Raw genomic sequence first — 22,624 nt, 5'->3', positions numbered from 1 at the left:
ATAGAAGAGCTGTAATAAATCATCAATTCTTACAGATTTAAGAATAAATATAACGAAAAGCACTCTGTCAGCAGAGTGCTTTTTGTAATTTTATAAAAACTTTTAATCCGGATGTTTAAAATCAAATCTATTCTTTTTTACTTTCCTTTACTTTTCGCAGTCTCATGTTCATCAAATAAACTTTCCGGTTCTTGGGAGTTTATTGATATTTATGATGGAGAAATTTCTAATACGGATACGTTGAAAAATAAAACAAACAATTCCAGATATGGAACAGGAGTTCTGACCTTTTATCAGGATAAAACTTTCAGTTCAATGGGAAACAATGGAATTTATCAGATAGAAAATAATCTATTGAAAATGAAGTATAATGACGATGAAAATATAACCACAATGAAAATCTCCAGTGTAAGTAAAAATTATCTTCTTTTATTTTCAATGGCTGGCAGTCCTAAAACATGGTTTTATAAAAAAGTAAAAAGAATTGAGAATAAGAAATAGGCTCTTCTGAAAAGCAAAAAATTGAAAACTATCAGGTATTTTATTGTCAAAAGACAAAGTTTTTTAGAAATTTTAATCCTATTTTTGTTCAAAATAATATTGAAAGTCCCGTGAGGCCTGAGAAAAGCTTTCAGAGATTTTCAGTAAAGATCGTTGCGATTATAATATAGAATATTTAAAATTAAATATGAAAAAAGTTGTATACACATTGATGCTGATGGCAGTAGTTTCCTGCGGAAAAGTTTCTCCAAAAGGGAATATTGAAAAGAAAGATGTGGATGTTTCGGAATTCGTTAACCTTGATCTGGAAGGAAAATTCCGTGTATTTTATGCCAGAGGTCCGAAAAATTTTGTAGAAATAGAAACCTATCCAAATGTAGCAAGCAATCTGGATGTGGATGTAAAAGATAAAACCCTTTTCATTAAAGAAAAAAGAGGAACAAAAGGAGTCGATTTTTATAATGTAACGATCTATTCAAAATATAATCTTGAAAAAGTAGCTGTTTCAGATTCTGTGGAAGTGAATATTTCAAGCGAAATCAAAACAGATAATTTCAGACTTAACATGAAAAATAATGCAAGCTTCATGGGATCTGTAAACACAAGAAGAGCAGAAGTGGAAATGCATAACAGGAGCCGCGCCAACTTTTTGGGATTATCTAAAGATGCAGTGATAAAGATTTCAGATACAGCAAGTTTAATTGCACCTTACTGGAAAATCACCAATCTGAATATTGATTCTAAAAACGGTAATTATGCAGAAGTAAATGTAAAAGATTCTTTAAAAGGACATATTCAGAACACAGCAAAATTTGTCTATTATAACGATCCCATCAGAGCGTTTAAAATTGATAAAACAACGAAAGTCGAAAACAAAAAGCTGGATTAAAAAACAGCATTATTTAAACTAGAAACTAGGAACTTTACAAATTATAAAAGAACAACATTACAAATATGAATACACTAGAAAAAGCGAAACTTTGGTTAAGTGATACCTTCGATAAAGAAACAAGAGATGCTGTACAGACGTTGATCGACAGCAATTCCCCTGATCTGGAAGATTCTTTCTACAGAGAACTGGAATTCGGAACAGGAGGTATGCGTGGGATAATGGGAGTAGGAACCAATCGCTTGAATAAATATACATTAGGACAAGCGACTCAAGGATTGGCTAATTATATGCTTCAGCAGTTCAAAGGAGAAGAGATTAAAGTGGCTATCGCTTATGATGTTCGTAATAACTCAAAAGAATTCGGAAAACTGGTAGCAGATGTTTTAACAGCCAACGGAATTAAAGTTTTACTTTTCAAAGATCCCAGACCGACTCCTGAATTGTCTTTCACGGTACGTGATAAAAAATGTAACGGAGGAATCGTATTAACGGCTTCTCACAACCCACCAGAATACAACGGTTACAAAGTATACTGGAATGACGGCGCACAGATTGTTCCGCCTAATGATGAAGCCATTATCAATGAAGTGTATTCTGTGAAATTTGAAGAAATTAAATTCAACGGAAATGATGATCTGATCGAATGGATCGGAGAGGAGCAGGACGATGTGTATATCGATGCATGTATTGAAAACTCTACGTATCAGAACGTTGGAAAAGAAAATTTAAATATTGTTTTTACCTCTATCCATGGAACAACCTATACAACTGTTCCCAAAGCCCTTGAAAAAGCAGGTTTCAAAAAAGTAGATCTTGTAAGAGAACAGATGATCCCAAGCGGAAATTTCCCAACAGTAGAGTCTCCAAACCCGGAAGAGCCTGCAGCATTGGAAATGGCAATGGATCTGGCAAGAATTACCAATGCAGATATCGTGATCGGAACAGACCCGGATGGGGACAGATTAGGAATCGCCGTAAGAAATCTTGATGGTGAAATGCAATTATTGAACGGAAACCAAACCAATACCATCCTTACGTATTACATTCTGAATGAGTGGAGAAAACAAGGGAAAATTACCGGAAAAGAGTTCATTGGTTCTACCATCGTAACTTCCGATATCTTCTTTGATATTGCACAGAAATTCGGTGTAGAATGCAAAGTAGGTCTTACTGGATTCAAATGGATTGGAAAAATGATCCGTGAAGCAGAAGGAACTCAGAAATTTGTATGTGGTGGTGAGGAAAGTTTCGGATTTATGACCGGAGACTTCGTTCGTGATAAAGACTCTTGCGGAAGTATTCTTCTAGCCTGCGAAATTGCAGCTTGGTGCAAAGCCAACGGAAAAACAATGTATCAGTACATGATTGAGATCTATGAGGATCTTGGAATGTATTATGAAGGATTAATCAATATCGTTAGAAAAGGGAAAGAAGGAGCTGAAGAAATTCAGAATATGATGAAAGATTTCCGTGAAAATCCTCCAAAGGAACTGGCTGGTTCATTAGTGGAAGAAGTGAAAGACTTTAAAGAGCAGACAAGTCTTACCATTTCTACGAATGAGAAAAAAGTGATGAATGATATTCCGAAGTCTAACGTTTTGATCTATTACACACAGGATGGAACAAAAGTATGTGTAAGACCTTCAGGAACAGAGCCAAAAATCAAGTTCTATGTTTCAGTGAAGGATTCGATTACTTCAGAAGCAGATTTCAGAGACAAATTAAAATCATTGGAAGCTAAAATAGGAGCCGTTAAAACAGATCTTAAACTGGATTAATGCGCTGAAAACAGCAGATGATAAAAAGAATTATAGCAATATACATACTTTCTGCAGCCGTAGTTTCCTGTAAAAAGGAAACTGCAGTTTCAGAAGTAAAACAGGTAAACGATTCGATTACCAAAACTGAATCCAAAGAAGATCAGTATAAACCCATAGACACAGCTTGTTCATCGGCTAACAAAACGGAAGATTATATCACATCTCTTCAGTGGTATCGCACCAAAATTGAAAAAGAGATGGCTGGAAACAGGCCGGAACAGAATGACCAAGTATACGAAGATTATTTAAAAATAAGAGGAAAGTATACCGAATGTCTGATGAGTCTTCATACTGATGTTCTGGATAAATATGTGAATTATTATAACTATGAGAAGGATCAGTACAATTTTCCGGATAACGTTAAAAAAATAGCTTCAGAACTGAATAAAGCAGGTCTTGAATTCAGAGAAGTAGGAGAAGGAATGACCGAAATATGGACCATTCCGGGATATTATTCTTCTCTTTTTAAAAATAAACTGACTCCGGATTATGAAGCTTATGTTTCACAAACAGATAAAGAAAGTCAAACCAATTATGCCGCAGATGCTGGATTAATAATCAGCTGGGAGCAACTAGGCAACAGATTGATTTTCTGGGAGAATTTCATGAATAAATATCCTGAAAGCAAGCTGATAAAGACAGTAAAACAAGACTATAATTACTATTTGTCCGATTATCTTTTAGGAATGGATAATACGCCCACCTACGAAAGAGACCAGGATAAAGGAACCGGAAAACTAAACGATGAGAACAGAGCGGAATTCAACAGGATGATCAAAAAATATCCGAATTCCCATACGGCCAAGAAAGTAAAAGAGATTATGATTCTTTTTGATACACAAACACCGGTAGATCAAATAGATGAGAAGATTCATGGAGAACGATAATATAAATTTAAAATAAGAAAAAGTGAAAGTTTCAAAATTAGCAGCGAACCTGATCGGTTCTGAAATTGTAAAAATTGGTAACGAAGTAAATGATCTAAAAGCAAAAGGAGCGGAAATTGCCAATCTTACTATTGGTGATCTGAATTCTAACATCTATCCTATTCCGGCATTGCTGAAGGAAGAGATTCAGAAAGCATATCAGAATAATCTGACAAACTATCCGCCTGCCAACGGACTTTTATCTTTAAGAAAAGAAGTTTCCAAAGACCTGAAAAAAAGATGGAATCTTGATTATTCTCCAGAAGACATCCTGATTACTGCAGGATCAAGACCATTGATCTATGCCGTTTACAAAACAATCGTAGACGAAGGAGATAAAGTAGTTTATCCTACACCATCATGGAACAACAATCACTATGCTTATCTTACTTCAGCCAACGCTGTAGAAGTGAAAACAAAACCTGAAACCAATTTCCTTCCGACTGCTGATGATTTAAGACCTCACTTAGATGGAGCCGTTTTATTAGCTTTGTGTTCTCCATTGAACCCTACAGGAACCATGTTTACAAAAGAACAACTTTCTGAGATCTGTGAACTGGTCATTGCTGAAAACAAAAAAAGAGGTGAAGATCAGAAACCGTTATACTTAATGTATGACCAGATCTACTCTTGCCTTACATTCGGTGCTGAGCACGTAGATCCTGTTTCTCTTTTCCCGGAAATGAGAGATTACACCATCTATATCGACGGTATTTCAAAATGCCTTGCAGCAACCGGAGTACGTGTAGGATGGGGATTCGGACCTGCTCATATTCTTGATAAAATGAAGGCACTTCTTACTCACGTTGGAGCATGGGCTCCAAAACCAGAGCAGGAAGCAACGGCTAAATTCTATGAAAATTCAGAGAATGTAGATACTTTCGTGAATGATTTTAAAGCTAAACTTGAAAACAGCTTAAAAGTACTTCACAACGGAGTTCAGGATTTAAAAGGAAAAGGACTGGCTGTTGACAGTATTGAACCAATGGGAGCTCTTTATCTTACTATTAAATTAGATTATATAGGGAAAACAAAACCAGACGGAACTGTACTTGAAAATTCTTCAGACCTGGTATTCTACCTAATTAATGAAGCAGGAGTGGCTTTAGTACCATTCTCAGCTTTCGGAGAAGAAAAATCAGAACCTTGGTTCCGTGCTTCTGTAGGAGGATTAGCTGTAGATGAGATCAAAGTTATGCTTCCCAAACTGGAAAACGCTTTGAACAAATTAAAGTAATTTTCTAATAAAATTATAAGCTTCGACTCTGCCCGGCATGACATCGTTAAAATATATCTTTTAGTATTAGCAATGTCATGCCGGGCAGAGTCGAAGCGTTTTTTACACATTCTATAAAACCATGAAACTTCCGCAGAAATCCTTTCTTGAAACAAAATATGTGTTTTTTTCAACACGGATGATGTTAAAAAGTTTCGGATTCGGCTTTTTCTATTCTTTTCTCTACATCTCCTGGATGTATGGAATTATTTTTTTGATCAAATATTTGAATTGAAATCTGTATTTTTTGATCAAAAAATTAAATAAATATTAAAAGTTAAACAACAACTTTGCACGATACTCAACAAGGGATTATCTTTGAAACTTTTACACACCCGAATATAAAAGTTGAAAATTACACGATGAAAAAACTGAGATTTCTACTCTTACCAGTTTCAATATTGGTATGCTCACAAGAGGTTGATACACTGAAGGTAAAAGAGCTTCCCAAGGAAACCGAATTGCCCAAAGTACAAACCTACACTTTAAAAGACGGATCTGTCCGCACTTATCCGAAACCTAAATTATTGGATTTTGTAACCAAATTACCCAGAAACTTTATCAATACCAATAAAGATTTCGTAGCCAAAGATCATGCTTATTATCTGGGAGGAGCTGTTGCCGCTACGTTAATACTCCTGCCATTTGACCAGAAACTGATTGATAATTCAAGAGAACTGGCTGAACAATGGGGAATGGATAAAGATAATAACTACCATAAAGTGGGAGGTGTATTTAAAATTCCGAAAGATGTCGGATCTGCACTGTACCTTATAGGAAATGGCTCTACATTAGTATTATTAGGAATTGGTTTCGGAACCTATGGATTGATAAAAAATGACTACAGAGCCCAGGCTACCGCCAGTGGTTTAATGGAAAGTTTAATTCTTTCCGGAGTTTTCACCCAAACCCTTAAAAGAATTACAGGAAGAGAAAGCCCGTTTATTGCCGAAGAATACGGACACAAAGGAGGCGCATGGAATCCGTTTCCCAGTTTCTCCGCATTCAGTAAAAATACCTCGAATTACGATGCCATGCCGTCGGGACATTTAACCACCTTCATGGCTGGAATCACTGTGATTGCAGATAACTATCCGGATGCCAAATGGATCAAGCCTGTAGGATATACACTGGCAGGAGCATTATGCTTTCAAATGATGCAAAGTAAAGTTCACTGGGCCTCAGACTATCCATTAGCCCTATTAATGGGATATTTTATAGGAAAAACCATATCAAAAAGCAGATACACTTCTTCAGAAGGAACAATCGGAAAGACAAAATATAGTCTCAACTTCACTGCATCCCGCCAATGGGAATACAATATGGTAGGCGTAAAACTCTCTTTTTAACCTCTGAAATCTTTGTTTTGTTTAGGAAATAAGATACTTTTCACTACATTTGGTCTCAGGATAAAAGGTGTATCCGGACTTTTATAAGTGTTGGGATGAAACCTCCTGATTTAAAAAGAATTACTTAATATTGTATTGAATGAAAATAATCGCTGTTATCCCTGCACGTTACGAAGCAAGCCGTTTTCCAGGGAAATTAATGCAGATTTTAGGAGAAAAAACCGTGATTACTACAACCTATCAGAATGTAGTGGAAACCGGACTGTTTGATGAAGTATTTGTCGCCACAGACTCTGAAATTATTCTTGATGAAATAGTAAAAAACGGAGGAAAAGCCGTTATGACGGGACAGCATGAGACTGGAAGCGACCGTATTGCTGAAGCAGTACAGAATATAGAGTGTGATATTGTCATCAATGTTCAGGGAGATGAGCCTTTCCTTAAGTTAGAACCTTTACGTCAGCTGATTGAAGTATTCAGAAATGATAATCAACAGGAAATATCTTTAGCTTCTTTAAAAATACAGCTGCGCGAAAAAGAAGAAATTGAAAATCCGAATAACGTAAAAGTAATTACTGATAACAATGGTTTTGCTTTATATTTCAGTCGTTCTGTAATTCCTTTTCACAGAGAAGTTTCCTTTGATGTAAGCTATTTTAAACATATTGGAGTATATGCTTTCAGAAAAGAAGCGCTGTTGCAGTTTTCAAAACTGGCTATGAAACCATTGGAAATATCAGAAAAGATTGAATGCATCCGTTATCTTGAATACGGAATGAAAATCAAAATGATAGAAACCAATTTCGTTGGAGTAGGCATTGATACGCCGGAAGATCTGGAAAAAGCCCGAAAATTAATTTAAAATCAGAAGAATCAGCAAAACAAATCGGCCTTTTAGTTGTTTTGCGTTTTTGCAATTTTACATAAATCCCCCTATATTTGAATTTATAAATAAAATTAATGAAGAAGTTATTATTAGTATTTGGACTGATATTTTCGCATGTGATATTCGGACAGACCGCAAAGGAAATTATTGACAAAAACATTGAATTATCCGGAGGGTTAACCAATTGGAAATTATTAAACTCGGTATTGCTTCAGGGAAAAGTAATCCTGGGAATTAAAGATGAATATCCGATAAGAATTTTTCAGCAACGTCCAAATCTTACTAAAACATTGATTACGACCGGAGGAAAAGAAACTGCAATTGAAGGTTTTGATGGTACCAAAGGGTATGCAATGAATTATGCTGCCAATAAACTTCAGGAATATCCTGAATATGTGCCGGAAAGTTTCGATAATGATTTCATTGATTGGGAAAATAAAGGATTTGATGCCAAATACCTTGGAAAAGAAAAAGTAGGAGAGATCTATTGTCATAAGGTAGAACTTACCAAGAATGTGAATAAGAATATGTATTATTTTGATACAAAAACTTATATGCTGATCAAAGAAGTGAAAAAAGATGAAACATTGATCTATTCTGATTTTAAAAAAGTTGGAAACCTAATCATGCCTTTCAGAATTGAGTCTTCAAGTGCTAAAAAAGACGGAGATTATGTGATGTTATTAAACAGAATAGACATCAATAAAGTTTTTCCGGCTAATATTTTTAAATTTTAATTCAATTGCAGTTCTCTGCATAAAATTATAAGACATGAAAAAGATTTTCTTACTGCTGCTTTCTTTCATGGCATTTCTGCAAAGCTGCACCAACCAAAAAAGTGAAATTTCTAAAGCTAAAACCACAGAACTTATGGGAAAAACAATATATGACTTCAAAGTAGAAGGTCTTGATGGCAAAGAAATCAATTTTGCAGATTTTAAAGGAAAAAAAATCCTGATTGTCAATACGGCTTCAGAATGTGGATTTACTCCACAGTACGCAGATCTTGAAAAGGTATATGAACAATATAAAGATAAATTGGTAGTGATAGGATTTCCTGCTAATAATTTTGGAGGACAGGAACCTGGAACTAATACTGAGATTGGGGCTTTCTGCCAGAAAAATTACGGAGTAACATTCCCAATGGCTGCTAAAGTTTCTGTAAAAGGCGATGATACAGCACCTATCTTTAAATTTTTAACAGAGAAGGAACTTAACGGAGTAAAGAATACAAGCATCCTTTGGAATTTCACGAAATTTCTTGTAGATGAAAACGGAAAATTGATTGACACCTTTGTAAGCACTACAAATCCCACGGATGTGGCTATTACAAAGTATCTGAAATAAAGATAAAAACTATATTTTTACAAGTGGGTGTTTTACATCCGCTTTTTTTATTTTTAACTAATAAACCGTTTCCTATGAAAAAAGTAATTTTTACCCTTTGTATCCTGGCTTCTTTTATGTTAGGCTTCGCTTTTAAAGCTGTTACAGAAAACAAACCCAATGAGATGAAAAGAGTTACCGGTATTGGTGGAATCTTTTTTAAATGTAAGGACACTAAGAAAATGAGAGAATGGTATGAAAATCATCTAGGGCTTAGTACCAATGAATATGGAGCTGTATTTGAGTGGTTTCAAGGCGCTGATAACTCTAAAAAAGGATTCAGCCAGTGGAGTCCTTTCGGTGAAAAAACGAAGTATTTCCTGCCGTCCGAGAAAGATTTCATGATCAATTACAGAGTTGATAATCTTGAAAAACTGGTGGAACAACTAAAGAAGGAAAATGTAACCGTTGTAGATAAGATTGAGACTTATGAATATGGAAAATTTGTCCACATTATGGATATTGAAGGCAATAAAATAGAGCTTTGGGAGCCTAATGACATTGAATATGAAAAATTAGGACAGAAAATGGGCAGCAAAACCACAAAATAGGGAATAGATAAAAGGTAGAAGCATTTAGGGGTTAGGGAATTAATAATGAGAACTTCATCTTTAACCCGAACCCAATCACCTTCGCATCCCGAACCCCGTATTTCAATCAATCATTCATTAGTCTTCTCTGCAAAACAGAAAATATTCCCCAGTTTGATACTGGAGTAGCCATTACTTTTTATTTTTGAAGAATTGATCATTGCCTTTGCTAAAATATCTGTTGGCAGAGGTTTTTGACTTTCTAACAACCCAAGTTTATTCGCAAATTTAATGATGCGGCTTCCCAATACTTCTCCGGTTCTTTCAGAATCTTTGCGTTCAAGCATTCCCGGTTTAAAAATAGTGATCTTATTGAAATGCAGTTGTTTTACAGCTTCTTCCAGTTCCCCCTTCATTTTAGAATAGAAAATTTTAGACTGTGGGTTCGCTCCGTAAGCCGATACCAGAATATAATCTTCCACTTCATTCTCTTTTGCAGCTTTCGCAAATTCATACTGATAATCAAAGTCTACTTTCTTCTGGGCTTCTTTACTTCCGGCATCTTTTAAAGTAGTTCCCAGACATGAAAACGCCACATCTCCCTTCACCATCTCTTTCCATTCCTCCGGTTTTTCAAAATTCACCACATGAACTTTCAGCTTATTATTCTGAATATCAACAGGTTTTCTAACGAAAATATCCACTTCATCAAACTCTTTGTCATTCAATAACTGATTGACAAGATCTTTTCCTGTGGCACCTGTAGCACCTATTACAAGAGCTTTCATAATAATTGCGGTTTTGTAAGATTATTTCTTTCTTAAATTTACTAAATTTGAATTAAAGATTAAAGAATTAATTTGATCATTACCTATTACTTATCACTTATTACTTATATTGAACATGGATGCCAACGATATTTTAGATTACTGCCTGGCCAAAAAAGGAGTTACAGAAAGCTTTCCGTTTGATAACGAAACTCTCGTGATGAAAGTAGACACCAAAATGTTTTTACTAATGGGGCTTGAGAGACAGCCGTTGGCCATTAATGTAAAAACAGATCCTGAATGGAGCGCAGAGCTTCGTGAGCAATATCCGCAGATCACAGGTGCTTATCATATGAACAAAACCCACTGGAATTCCGTAGCAGTAGATGGATTGAAAAGAGATCTGATCTTTAAACTCATTGATCAATCCTACGAGCTGGTTTTCAAATCCCTGACTAAAAAAGCACAGAATGAAGTCAATTCATTATAGTAAATCAAATAAATTGAGGTACGGGATTTGTTATCTATTACTGGTGAAATAATATATTTGACATTAATAAAATAAATAACAAATGAGAAATCACCTTTTATTATTCGCAGCAGCCGGAACATTGATACTGTCAGGCTGCACCAAGCCGGTAAATAAGAACACTACAGAAAAAAACACTTCTGCTGTATCAGCCTCTGAAAAATATCCCGAAACTCTTAAATTAGAATTTTCAGGAACAGATGCATTTACCATTAAAAATGCACGGCTCAAAGTGAGTTTATATGGAATGGACGAAAGACTGGCTGATGCTCCTGCTACTTTAATTACAGAACAGGAATATGAACAGAAATCAATACCCTTCACCATCAATCTGCCAATACCTGAAGATGCCGGAAGCAAGATCAATCCAAAACCTGCCGGTCCTGCAAAATATTATGTAACCATAAGCTGGGATTCTGATGGAAACGGAAAAGCAGATCAAAAAGGAGATATTTTTATTGATTACGACAAACAGTTCCCGAATGTGAAACTGAATAATGAAACCCAGAAAATCTACTTAAAAGTATTAAAATAAACAAAAAGGCTATTCCCACCGAATAGCCTTTCTCTATATTTAAAAATCAAATTTTTCTGTTATTCTTTTATCCTCATCCAGTCTTTCAATCAATTTGTCCAGACCTTCAAATTTGATTTCATCATGAAGAAAATCCCTGAAACTTACCGTAATCTTTTCATCATAAATGTCATCATCAAAATCAAGTATATAAACTTCCACAGTTAGTTTTTCTCCATTTACCGTCGGATTGGTTCCGATACTCAGCATTCCTTTGTACTGATTACCCTTTACGAATACTTCCACAATATAAGCTCCTTTTTTAGGTAACAACTTGATTGATTCCGTATCAATATTTGCTGTGGGATATCCGATGGTTCTTCCAATCTTTTTCCCATGAACTACAGTTCCGGAAACAGAGTAGGAGTATCCCAGCATTTCGTTAGCTTCCTTAACATTACCTGTTAATAGAGCATTACGTACTTTAGTGGAACTGATATTATTTTCATGAATATTAATTGCTTCCATTTGTTCTACCTCAAAATCAAGTTCTTTTGATAATTTCTGGAGAAGCTCAAAATTTCCGCTTTTATTTTTTCCGAAGGAATGATCGTATCCTATAATAAGGTACTTTACATTAAGTTTGTCAATTAAAATCTGACGTACAAACTCTTCTCCGGTCAGATTTCTGAATTCTTCATCAAATTCTTTCAGGAACAAATTATCAATGCCATATTTTTCAACCAGCTGTTTCTTTTCTTCCAGTGTATTGAGAAGCTTTAAATCTTCATTAGGATTAAAAACAAATCTTGGATGAGGCCAGAACGTAAGAATTGCTGTTTCCAGATTATTTTCTGTACCTATTTTAGTCAGCTCATCGATAATACTCTTGTGCCCTAGATGTACCCCGTCAAACATTCCTAAAGACAATGCTAAAGGCTTCTGTGAGGAGTAATCTGTAAAATTCTTGAAAACTTTCAAAACGGAAAAATTTTGATTGCAAATATAAAACCTTTATTTTTAATGTAACGGAGGGAATCTGAAAATTTGAAAATGAAAAATTTTGAAAAAAGTCCTACATTATATAATACTATAATAATAACAATTTAGTGAATTGCCAATTTGCTGTTAAATATAATGATAAATATTGAATTTTACATAGTAAATGACAAACTCATCCATCTCTTCAAAAGCATGATAAAAATCTTTTTTTTACCAATTGCGGGTTTATGAAGAATCACTATATTTGCACCAAGAAAAAATTTAGCAATGGCAAACCAAATTAAAGGTAAAATTTCTCAAATTATTGGTCCGGTAATCGACGTTGTCTTCACAGATGTGGAAGCTGTTCCAGCAATCTATGACGCGTTAGAAATTACAAAAGAAAACGGTGAAAAAGTAGTTTTAGAGGTAGAACAACATATTGGCGAAGATACAGTAAGATGTATCGCAATGGACGCTACTGACGGTCTTAAAAGAGGGCAAGACGTAATTGGATACGGAAATCCTATTATGATGCCTATCGGAGAGGCAGTAAACGGAAGACTATTCAACGTTGTTGGTGATGCTATCGATGGACTTCAAGATATTTCTAAGGATGGTGGTCTTCCAATTCACAGACCAGCTCCAAAATTTGATCAATTATCAACTTCAGCAGAAGTTTTATTTACAGGTATTAAAGTAATCGACCTAGTTGAGCCTTATGCAAAAGGAGGTAAAATTGGATTGTTCGGTGGTGCCGGTGTAGGTAAAACAGTATTGATTCAGGAGTTGATTAACAATATTGCAAAAGGACACGGAGGTCTTTCTGTTTTCGCCGGAGTAGGTGAAAGAACGAGAGAAGGAAATGACCTTTTGAGAGAGATGTTGGAATCAGGTATTATCAAGTATGGTGATGATTTCATGCACTCTATGGAAAACGGAGGTTGGGATCTTTCTAAAGTAGACTTGGAAGCTATGAAAGATTCAAAAGCTGCATTCGTTTTCGGACAGATGAACGAGCCGCCAGGTGCAAGAGCGAGAGTAGCACTTTCTGGTCTTACATTGGCTGAGTACTATAGAGACGGTGGAGAAAGCGGACAAGGTAGAGACGTACTTTTCTTCGTAGACAACATCTTCCGTTTTACACAGGCTGGTTCTGAGGTATCTGCACTTCTTGGTCGTATGCCATCAGCGGTAGGTTACCAACCAACGCTAGCTTCTGAAATGGGTGCGATGCAGGAAAGAATTACTTCAACTAAAAATGGTTCAATTACTTCAGTACAGGCGGTATACGTACCTGCGGATGACTTAACTGACCCGGCTCCTGCAACTACGTTTGCTCACTTGGATGCAACTACGGTACTTGACAGAAAGATTGCTTCATTAGGTATCTATCCTGCGGTAGATCCACTTGCTTCTACTTCAAGAATCCTTGCTCCTGAAGTTATCGGTCACGATCACTACAACTGTGCTCAAAGAGTAAAAGAAATCCTTCAAAGATATAAAGCACTTCAGGATATCATCGCAATCCTTGGTATGGAAGAACTTTCTGAAGAAGATAAAGCTGTTGTATACCGTGCAAGAAAAGTTCAGAGATTCTTATCTCAACCTTTCCACGTAGCAGAGCAGTTTACAGGTATCCCAGGATCATTGGTAGACATCAAAGATACGATCAAAGGATTCAACATGATTATGGATGGTGAGTTAGATCACTTACCAGAAGCAGCTTTCAACCTGAAAGGAACTATCGAAGAAGCTATCGAAGCAGGACAAAAAATGTTAGCTGAAAACGCTTAATAATTAGACATAAAGATTACAGATACCAGACATGAGACTTTAAGGTTGTCTGAAATCTGAAATCTGAAATCTTCAAATCTAAATTAAAATGAATATAAAAATTTTAACACCAGAATACGTAGTTTTTGAAGGAGAAGTAGACTCAGTATTGTTGCCTGGAAAAAATGGTGAATTTCACATCATGAAAAACCACGCAGGAATTGTTTCTTCTTTAATCGGAGGTGATGTAAAGCTTTTTGCTAACTCTATTGATGAGGCTTATGCTAAAAATTTCACTAAAGAAGCCGGAAAAGACTCTGTTTTTGCTTATGCTATCAAAAGCGGTGTTGTAGAATTTAATCATAATAAAGGAATTATCCTTTGTGAATAATTAAATGAAAAGCTAAATATATTTTCAAGAAAGTGTAACTTTGTGTTACACTTTTTTTATTTGTAAAAGTCTGATTGTATGAAGAGAGGCATAATCATATTATTTACAGTTCTGGGTATTTTCCTCCATGCCCAGAATATCAAAACCAAAAGAGGAATTATTAATCTTGACGGTATTCCGGTAGCTAAGCTCTCCAACAAATCCAGCGAATATACGTTTATGGATCTTAAAGAGACCCCGATGTATACGATTAAATTCATTGATAAAAGCATCGTGGATTCTGTTCGCGATAGTTATATCATTGTCAACAGAGTATATAACAGGGACAAAACCATCGAAATTGATTACTCGTCACCTTCTGCATTTTCCGGAGAAGAAAAATCTGCAGTCTTTACTTCAGTTAAAGATCTTAAAATTATTGATAATAAAGGGATCAATGTTAAAAATCTTGATGAGCTTTTTTCAAATGTCCCGAAAAGGAAGCTGGACGCTAAAACAAAAGATGCTTATACGATCAGAAAGAAAATAGACAAGATGAATATTGAGGTCAATAAAGTGGGAGAGATCCTTAGTAATGGCGTTCCGGTGGGGTATTTTACCAATCTGCCGGTAAGTTTTGGTTCGGAAGATACCATTATGGACAAAACACCTATTGATATTGAAATTTATGATGCTAAAAGTAAACTTATCGGAAGGTATATCACCACAACAAAACAGCTGAAAACAGCGGGAGGAAAGTCTTTTACAATCTATAGAGAAATGTCCGGAAGGGCTTCGATCCTGAAATTTCCGACCTATAAAGCACTGGCTGAGCGCATGGCAATTATGGATCCCAATTTTATCAAAATACAGGAAAAAGTAAACGTAGGTACTGTTTCAAAAGAGACCCCTAATTAATGTAATACAGATTTTATCAATAGGAACGGACTTTAGCCCGTTTTTTTATTATGGATCAAATTCATGCGGCTTTAGCCAAAACTCTAAACCACCCGTCAAAAATTCTTTGAATGTTTTGCCACCCCTCCGGAGGAGGGGAATATTTTGCCGGTTTATTTATGGCAGCTAGAAATTTGGATTAATCTCTTCTTAATGTGAAAATGGAATGTCTTATCCTCTCAAATCCAAATCAGCGAGAGATGATCATTCAATAGAAAAAGGTTTTATTCATATAGAAAATTAACAATTCATAGAAAATTGTGTCTTTTTAAAAAATCCCTGACAAAAAAGTGGAAATTTTTATAAACTTAAAATCACCCCATTTTCCTTCAATTGTTGTATCGGTTTTGAGAACCAGAATAACTCAAAATCATCAAAATTTTCTTCAAATTGATTTTTAAGTTGTTGAATTGTAGGTTTTTTAGAATTTTCAATAGCATTCTCTTCCAATACATTCATCAGCCATTTTGCTTTTTCCTGTTCCAGTTCAACCTTCACAATATTGGTTTTTAAGTGGAATGTAAGAAGCGTATACGTACCAGAATATTTCTTTTTATTTTTTACGCGATTCTCAGCGATTACATTTTTGGTCAAAAAGACAACTTTTGAATTTGCTTTCAGACTGAACTGCCCATCTTCCAAAAGACAGTCATGAATATAATCCGGGTGAATGGTAGTCCTTGGAATTTTAAAATCAAACCAATCCTGAAGCGGCAGTTCGAAATTGACTCCATGCATATAATTGAACAGAGACTTTTTTAATCCGAAGCTGAACTTATTGTGATCGATTCCGGTTTTATCTTTAAAGTCAATATCATTATTAGCAAACAAAATTTCCTGTTTTACCGGAACTACTCCAAAATCTTCCGGGCTCATTCCAACGGGTGAGTGAGCAGTCATTGCAAACTGATGCCAGAATCCACTTTGAAGAATTCCCATCTCAAACATCTGCCGAATCATTTCCAGAGAATCTACCGTTTCCTGAACTGTTTGGGTAGGATAGCCATACATCAGATATGCATGAACCATAATTCCTGCTTCGGTAAAGTTTCTTGTTACATTCGCTACCTGGTCTACAGAAACTCCTTTATCTATTAACTTCAGCAATCGGTCACTGGCCACTTCCAGACCTCCGGAAACTGCAACACATCCTGAAAGTTTCAGAAGATAGCAGAGATCCCGGGTAAAGCTTTTTTCAAAACGTATATTCGTCCACCAGGTAACTACCAGATTTCTTCTGAGAATTTCCAGAGCTACTTCTCTCATTAAGGCAGGCGGTGCGGCTTCATCCACAAAATGGAATCCTGTCTCACCGGTTGTTTTGATTAATTCTTCAATCCGGTCTACCAGAATTTTAGCAGAAATAGGTTCGTAGATCTTGATGTAATCTAATGAAATATCACAAAACGTGCATTTCCCCCAATAGCATCCATGGGCCATGGTCAGTTTATTCCACCTTCCGTCGCTCCATAAACTGTGCATCGGATTGGCAATTTCGATAACGGAAATATACTGATCAAGTTTTAAATCTGTATAATCAGGAGTTCCTATTTCAGACTGTTTGAAGTCATGCCTTTTAGAATTGTTTTTATAGACAACTTCTTTATTTTTGAGAAGAAAAGTTCTTTTAAACTCGCCTTCTTCAGGTGCAACTTCTAAATTCTGGTAAAGCAGTTCTAGAGGAAGTTCACCATCATCTAAAGTAATAAAATCAAAAAATTCGAATACTCTCTGATCTTTGACTTCTCTTAATTCCGTATTGGGAAATCCTCCTCCCATAGCAATTTTAATGTGAGGATAATGCTTTTTGATCCATTGGGCACATTTGAATGCTGAATACAAATTACCAGGAAACGGAATGGAAAAACAAACAAGCTTTGGCTGAACAGTTTCAATTTTTTCCTTAAGAATTTTTAAAGTAAACTCATCGATAAATGTAGGTTCACCAGATAATTTCGAATATAATTCATCAAAAGAATTGGCACTTTTTCCAAGGCGTTCTGCATATCTGCTGAAACCAAAATCGGAATCGATATTTTCCACAATATAGTCGGAAATATCTTCCAGGTATAGAGTTGCCAGATGTTTGGCCTTATCCTGAAGTCCCATATTTCCAAAAGCAAATTCCATATCATCCAGCTGGTTGAAACGGGAAGCTTCGGGAAGAAAGTTCATGCTACAGATCTGTCTTGCTAATGTAGGAGTTTTATCCTGTAAAAAAGTAATGACCTGATCTATTGTTTTTAAATATTCTTCTCTTAAGGCATAGATTCTCTGAGAATTTTCAGAGGTGCTATGAAGGTCAATTTCTTTACTGAAAACCTTCTGAATTCCATCCTTTGAAAATAATTCCAAAATAACATCAATCCCCAAATCTACCTGATAGCTTGAAATATTCTTGGTATTTAAAAACCCTTTTATATAAGCTGTTGCAGGATAAGGAGTATTAAGTTGGGTAAACGGCGGAGTAATAAGAAGCAGGTCTTTCAACAGAAATTTTTTGCAAAGTTATTCCAAAGTTTTTTTAGAAAAAAATTTTTTCCCCTGATTATAAACAGTGAAGAAAAGACTTTAGAGATATTGTATTTATTACTATTCGATTTTCTTGATTCTTCTTATTTCCAATCCATGGAAGCAGCAAAGCATTTTAGAATAAATTAGAAGGTTTATTAAACAAAGCATCCGGAGAATTGCTGTCAATAAATGTTAAGAAAGCATCTTCGTCAAAATATCCGTCTACATCAAGAATTTCAGCTTTCAGCAATCCGATTTCGCCAGGTTTTTCAAGGCTTATATTTTCAATAAACTTTCCGGTCTTGCCTGTTATTTCATTATGGAAACTGATTAAGTATCTGGAATAAATATTACCTTCAGCCACCGTGTAATGTCCGTTTTCTGCAATGAGAGAAGTCATAATGCTTCCTCCGATGTATGTTTCATTATCATTCCCCGAAGCACCAAACAATACTTTTGAGGTCACATTTCCGGAGCAATATAATGAACCGTTGATGATAATATTTTCCGCCTGTATATTACCGGTAACAATAAGGACAATATAATCCTCCACAAAAAGTTTCTCCGATAAGTGAAGATCACTATCGATAAGAATGATTTTATACCCTTCATCTTCTGAAGTAATCAGTTCCAGAGAAGTGTTGCTTTCATTTTGTATAAGAACAATTTCAGGAGCATCATTTTCATTATTGATGTACAGGGAAGCGTCCTTTAACTTTTCTGCTGTTTCATCGTCCAGCATTTCGAAAAATTCAGTAAGGCTTTCTTCATCTATGCCGCTTTCATTGAAGAAATTGTTTTCCAGGGCTTCGTGAGCAATGCTGTATAGGTTTTCTGATTTTTCTTTGAGTTGTTTGTATAATTGGTCTTTGGTAAGTTTTTGCAATTCTTTCATCGGTTTTTAAAAGTATATACATTATCTATTCAGTGGGGGAAACACCTGTTAATAGACTGATGCAATATAGTCAGATAAATTATGTTACGCCAGAAAGAGATGTATTTTTTCAAATATTTTTTTATCGATGATTTTCTGAGCTGATAGATCAGATTATTTCATACAAAAACCGAACTCATAAAGAAGTCCGGCTTTTGTATAATAATTTATGAGGGTTAAACATGGCCTATTTTCTTTTGATCCCCAATTACATTCAAGGTAACTCCGAAAAGAATTAGAGTAATCCCGATGAGTAAATTAGGAGTAAATTTTTCATGAAATATCAGGACACTGATCAATACAGCGACTACAGGTTCCAAAGCTCCTAAAATAGCAACCGGAGTAGAACCTATATATTTAATAGCAAATACCAAACATAAGCTGGAAATAACTGTAGTCAAAAATGCAAAAATAAGAAAGTTAATAAAAATTTCTGTTGAAGAAATAGCAAAAGATTCATTAGCCATCAAAGCTTTGGTCATAAAGAACATTGAGGTAAAAAGCATAGAATAAAAAGTAAGCTTAAATCCTGAAACCCTGATATTCGATTTGTTGACAATGACCATATATAATGCATAGAATAGTGAGCTGAGCATTACAATTCCCAATCCTGCAAAATTAATTTCCAGTCCGTTTCCTTTTAAACATAAAACAATGACTCCAGCGAAAGCAAGAAGTAATGATGCTCCCGATAGCCTGGTTAATCTCTCTTTGTAAAAGAAAAGCATGATGAGTGCTACAATAATCGGGTAAATAAATAAAACGGTAGAGGCAATTCCTGGCGTGAGGAAATCATATCCTAAAAACAGAAATTCCGAAGAAAGGGCATAGCAGATTCCAAGGATGGCCAGAATTAGGGCTTCTTTTTTATTGATTTTAAAACTTTCTTTGGAATACAGCAAATATCCTCCCACCATTAAAGCTGAAAAGAAAAATCTGTAAAACAGCGTGATATCCATTGAAAAGTGTGCCTGCTTAACAGGCAGGATAAAAATAGGAATCATACCATATGAAACGGCTGATAAAATTCCCAGCGTGTAACCTCTAAGTTTCATTTGCTTTTATAGTTATTAAACAAAAAAGCCACTGATTGATTCAGTGGCTTTTTTTATTTTTATGAATTAAATCGGTTTAAAACTTAATCCTTGTTCCTGCAGTAATTTTTGTTCCTGCTCTTTGTAGTAGCCACCTACTAACTTATCATGAATTGCTTCAAACGCTGCCAGAGTTTCATTGATCTCTGCATCGGTATGAGAAGCGGTAGGAATAAGCCTTAAAAGAATCATTCCCTTCGGAATGACCGGATATACCACCACAGAGGTGAAGATACCGTAATTCTCTCTTAAATCTTTTACCAATAGAGTAGCCTCTACAGGAGTTCCCTGCATCATTACCGGAGTTACACAAGTATTCGTGTCTCCAATATTGAATCCTCTTTCTGTAAGTCCGTTCTGTAGTTTGTAAACATTCTCCCAAAGTTTAGCTTTGATTTCAGGTCTTGATCTCAATAGCTCCAGTCTTTTTAATCCTCCGATTACCATTGGCATCGTAAGAGATTTTGCAAAGATTTGTGATCTTAAGTTGAATTTCAGATATCTGATGATTTCTTTGTCACCCGCAAGGAATGCTCCGAAACCAGCCATTGATTTTGCAAATGTAGAGAAATAGACATCGATCTGATCGTTACAGTCCTGCTCTTCACCTACACCGGCACCTGTTTTACCAAGAGTTCCGAAACCGTGGGCATCATCTACTAAAAGTCTGAACTGGTATTTAGATTTAAGATCGCAGATCTCTTTGATTTTACCCTGTTGTCCTCTCATCCCGAAAACACCTTCTGTAATCACAAGAATACCTCCTCCTGTTTCTTCAGCTACCTTGGTTGCTCTTTGAAGGTTTTTCTCAAGACTTGCCATATCATTATGCTTGTAGGTAAATCTTTTACCGGAATGAAGTCTTACTCCATCCACGATGCAGGCATGAGAATCCATATCATAAACAATCACATCATTTCTGCTTACCAAAGCATCAATGGTAGAAACCATTCCCTGGTAACCGAAATTCAATAAATATGCTGATTCTTTTTTTACGAAGTCTGCCAATTCTCTTTCCAGCTGAAGGTGCTGGTCTGTTTCTCCGGACATTGCTCTTGCTCCCATTGGATAGAACATTCCATATTCTGCAGCCGCTTTCGCATCCGCTTCTATTACTTCAGGGTGATTACACAGCCCTAAATAGTCATTGGCACTCCAGAAAATTACTTCTCTCCCCTGAAATTGCATTCTCGGGCCGATAGGTCCCTCTAATCTTGGGAAAATAAAATACCCTTCACCATAATCTGCAAATTGTCCAAGTGGTCCTGGATTTTCTTTTATTCTTTCAAAAATATCCAACATTGTATCGTAATTTTTAAGTAATAAAGCCTTTTTTGTCTGAATACGCAAAAGGCTTTATTTATTTGTATCGTGATTTTATTCGTTCTTATTTGATAAACTCGGTTTTGAAAACTTCGTCATAGTTGTGAACACAGTTGTTAACAAATCCTTGTTCTGCCATCCATTTGTCACTGTATACTTTAGTGATGTATCGGGAACCGTGGTCAGGATAAATCAAAACAACTACGTCATTTTCTGTAAGTTCATGAGACTGGGCATACTGCATCAATCCCTGGGTTACAGCTCCGGTAGTATAACCTCCCATAATAGCTTCTTTCAAAGCAATTTCACGGGTTCTGTACGCCGACATTTCATCATTTACCCTTACAAACTCATCTACCTTGTCAAAAAGCAGGGCAGAAGGGATCAGGTTTTTACCCATTCCTTCAATCTGATAAGGATGTACATCTTCTTTGTGGATTTCTCCTGTCTCGTGATAGCTCTTTAGAATAGAACCATCAGCATCAACACCAATAATTTTGATATCAGGATTTTTTTCCTTCAAGAATTTGGCAGAGCCGGATAGCGTACCACCAGTTCCTGTACAAGCGAAAAGGTGAGTGATCTTACCTTCTGTCTGTTCCCAAATCTCGGGACCTGTTGTCTGATAGTGTGCATCAATATTAAGTTCGTTAAAATATTGATTGATGTAAATAGAATTAGGAGTTTCCTGAGCGATTCTTTTAGCTACTTCATAATATGATCTCGGATCATCTGCCGGTACATTGGCCGGGCATATATATACCGTGGCTCCCAATGCTTTCAGATAAGCAATTTTTTCAGGTTTTGTTTTATCACTTACTGCAAGAATACATTTATATCCCTTAATGATACACACCATCGCAATAGAAAACCCGGTGTTACCGGAAGTAGTTTCAACAACTACAGAATCTTCCTTTAAAAGGCCTTTTTTCTCTGCGTTTTCTATAATATGAAGTGCGATTCGGTCTTTGGTGGAATGTCCAGGATTATATGATTCTAACTTGGCATAAATGGTTGCTGGAATATCTTTTGTCACAGTATTTAGCTTCACCATCGGAGTGTGTCCTATCAGGCCAAGAATATTATCGTAAACATTACTCATTATTTGTTATTTTCAATAAAAATCTGACTGCAAAAATACAAAAAAATAAATAATTACTAAACTTTTGTTTGATTTCTAGGGCATAGTTTGTAAAAAAATATTTTAGTATTTTCAGTTTTGACACGAGTATAATCGCAAATACTGCGCCAAAATTTTTAAATTTTGTTAAAACCCGCATAAAATAAGATAAAAGCCTT

The 22,624-nt window shown here is 35.6% G+C and carries 22 protein-coding genes; 15 read left to right on the top strand and 7 right to left on the bottom strand.

Annotated elements, in window-relative coordinates; translation table 11 throughout:
- Nucleotides 1–111 precede the first annotated feature (111 nt).
- The 10 genes from A1704_RS15420 (at nt 112) to A1704_RS15375 (ending at nt 9,587) form a co-directional block, all read left to right on the top strand.
- The gene (locus A1704_RS15420) at nt 112–501 is read left to right on the top strand and encodes a hypothetical protein (protein WP_062674912.1); all 390 of its coding nucleotides are present in this window, start codon (nt 112–114) and stop codon (nt 499–501) included.
- A gap of 187 nt (nt 502–688) precedes the next feature.
- Complete coding sequence (locus A1704_RS15415; protein ID WP_062674910.1) at nt 689–1,390, top strand: GIN domain-containing protein; 702 nt, start codon at nt 689–691, stop codon at nt 1,388–1,390.
- 65 nt (nt 1,391–1,455) lie between these two features.
- A complete protein-coding gene (locus A1704_RS15410) occupies nt 1,456–3,171 on the top strand; it encodes a phospho-sugar mutase (protein WP_062674909.1) in 1,716 nt (571 codons plus the stop codon).
- 17 nt (nt 3,172–3,188) lie between these two features.
- Nucleotides 3,189–4,100 carry a hypothetical protein gene (locus tag A1704_RS15405; RefSeq protein ID WP_062674907.1) on the top strand — a complete coding sequence of 304 codons (912 nt, stop codon included), beginning with the start codon at nt 3,189–3,191 and terminating at the stop codon, nt 4,098–4,100.
- A 22-nt stretch (nt 4,101–4,122) separates the two neighbouring features.
- On the top strand, nt 4,123–5,376 hold the full coding sequence (locus A1704_RS15400) for a pyridoxal phosphate-dependent aminotransferase (RefSeq protein ID WP_062674905.1): 1,254 nt from the start codon (nt 4,123–4,125) through the stop codon (nt 5,374–5,376).
- Between the two features lie 401 nt (nt 5,377–5,777).
- Nucleotides 5,778–6,764: a phosphatase PAP2 family protein gene (locus A1704_RS15395; protein ID WP_062674903.1), complete on the top strand. Its 987-nt coding sequence runs from the start codon at nt 5,778–5,780 to the stop codon at nt 6,762–6,764.
- A gap of 139 nt (nt 6,765–6,903) precedes the next feature.
- Nucleotides 6,904–7,626 (top strand): 3-deoxy-manno-octulosonate cytidylyltransferase, encoded by a 723-nt coding sequence (kdsB, locus tag A1704_RS15390; protein WP_062674902.1) that lies wholly within the window; start codon nt 6,904–6,906, stop codon nt 7,624–7,626.
- Between the two features lie 98 nt (nt 7,627–7,724).
- On the top strand, nt 7,725–8,387 hold the full coding sequence (locus tag A1704_RS15385) for a hypothetical protein (protein ID WP_062674900.1): 663 nt from the start codon (nt 7,725–7,727) through the stop codon (nt 8,385–8,387).
- A gap of 34 nt (nt 8,388–8,421) precedes the next feature.
- A complete protein-coding gene (locus A1704_RS15380) occupies nt 8,422–8,997 on the top strand; it encodes a glutathione peroxidase (protein WP_062674898.1) in 576 nt (191 codons plus the stop codon).
- 74 nt (nt 8,998–9,071) lie between these two features.
- On the top strand, nt 9,072–9,587 hold the full coding sequence (locus tag A1704_RS15375) for a VOC family protein (RefSeq protein ID WP_317041204.1): 516 nt from the start codon (nt 9,072–9,074) through the stop codon (nt 9,585–9,587).
- Between the two features lie 110 nt (nt 9,588–9,697).
- On the opposite strand, the gene A1704_RS15370 is transcribed toward A1704_RS15375, so the two are convergent.
- A complete protein-coding gene (locus tag A1704_RS15370) occupies nt 9,698–10,354 on the bottom strand; it encodes an NAD(P)H-binding protein (RefSeq protein ID WP_062674896.1) in 657 nt (218 codons plus the stop codon).
- A gap of 115 nt (nt 10,355–10,469) precedes the next feature.
- Between A1704_RS15370 and A1704_RS15365 the strand changes: the two genes are divergently transcribed.
- Both A1704_RS15365 and A1704_RS15360 read left to right on the top strand, forming a co-directional pair.
- The gene (locus A1704_RS15365) at nt 10,470–10,823 is read left to right on the top strand and encodes an MmcQ/YjbR family DNA-binding protein (protein WP_062674894.1); all 354 of its coding nucleotides are present in this window, start codon (nt 10,470–10,472) and stop codon (nt 10,821–10,823) included.
- An 82-nt stretch (nt 10,824–10,905) separates the two neighbouring features.
- Entirely contained in the window at nt 10,906–11,397 is a 492-nt protein-coding gene (locus A1704_RS15360) for a hypothetical protein (RefSeq protein ID WP_062674891.1), read from the top strand.
- 39 nt (nt 11,398–11,436) lie between these two features.
- On the opposite strand, the gene A1704_RS15355 is transcribed toward A1704_RS15360, so the two are convergent.
- Nucleotides 11,437–12,357, bottom strand: a complete 921-nt coding sequence (locus A1704_RS15355; RefSeq protein ID WP_062674889.1) for a bifunctional riboflavin kinase/FAD synthetase — start codon at nt 12,355–12,357, stop codon at nt 11,437–11,439.
- Between the two features lie 288 nt (nt 12,358–12,645).
- Between A1704_RS15355 and atpD the strand changes: the two genes are divergently transcribed.
- From atpD to A1704_RS15340, 3 genes are all read left to right on the top strand, one after another.
- Complete coding sequence (gene atpD / locus A1704_RS15350) at nt 12,646–14,154, top strand: F0F1 ATP synthase subunit beta (RefSeq protein ID WP_062674887.1); 1,509 nt, start codon at nt 12,646–12,648, stop codon at nt 14,152–14,154.
- 88 nt (nt 14,155–14,242) lie between these two features.
- Nucleotides 14,243–14,524 carry a FoF1 ATP synthase subunit delta/epsilon gene (locus tag A1704_RS15345; protein ID WP_062674884.1) on the top strand — a complete coding sequence of 94 codons (282 nt, stop codon included), beginning with the start codon at nt 14,243–14,245 and terminating at the stop codon, nt 14,522–14,524.
- Nucleotides 14,525–14,602: 78 nt separating this feature from the next.
- Nucleotides 14,603–15,421, top strand: coding sequence for a hypothetical protein (locus A1704_RS15340; protein ID WP_062674882.1), 819 nt, complete (start codon nt 14,603–14,605; stop codon nt 15,419–15,421).
- A gap of 339 nt (nt 15,422–15,760) precedes the next feature.
- Here A1704_RS15340 and A1704_RS15335 read toward each other — a convergent pair whose 3' ends face one another.
- From A1704_RS15335 to A1704_RS15315, 5 genes are all read right to left on the bottom strand, one after another.
- The gene (locus A1704_RS15335; protein ID WP_062674880.1) at nt 15,761–17,950 is read right to left on the bottom strand and encodes a B12-binding domain-containing radical SAM protein; all 2,190 of its coding nucleotides are present in this window, start codon (nt 17,948–17,950) and stop codon (nt 15,761–15,763) included.
- Nucleotides 17,951–18,107: 157 nt separating this feature from the next.
- Nucleotides 18,108–18,869, bottom strand: coding sequence for a hypothetical protein (locus A1704_RS15330; RefSeq protein WP_062674878.1), 762 nt, complete (start codon nt 18,867–18,869; stop codon nt 18,108–18,110).
- A 215-nt stretch (nt 18,870–19,084) separates the two neighbouring features.
- The gene (locus A1704_RS15325) at nt 19,085–19,963 is read right to left on the bottom strand and encodes a DMT family transporter (protein WP_062674876.1); all 879 of its coding nucleotides are present in this window, start codon (nt 19,961–19,963) and stop codon (nt 19,085–19,087) included.
- A gap of 66 nt (nt 19,964–20,029) precedes the next feature.
- Nucleotides 20,030–21,301 (bottom strand): aminotransferase class I/II-fold pyridoxal phosphate-dependent enzyme, encoded by a 1,272-nt coding sequence (locus A1704_RS15320; protein WP_174525202.1) that lies wholly within the window; start codon nt 21,299–21,301, stop codon nt 20,030–20,032.
- Nucleotides 21,302–21,389: 88 nt separating this feature from the next.
- Entirely contained in the window at nt 21,390–22,427 is a 1,038-nt protein-coding gene (locus A1704_RS15315; protein ID WP_062674872.1) for a PLP-dependent cysteine synthase family protein, read from the bottom strand.
- Between the last annotated feature and the right edge of the window lie 197 nt (nt 22,428–22,624).

Origin of the sequence: Chryseobacterium cucumeris (assembly GCF_001593385.1) — a bacterium.
In the GTDB taxonomy this organism is placed as follows: Bacteria; Bacteroidota; Bacteroidia; order Flavobacteriales; family Weeksellaceae; genus Chryseobacterium; species Chryseobacterium cucumeris.
This window is presented reverse-complemented; position numbering and strand designations above follow the sequence as displayed.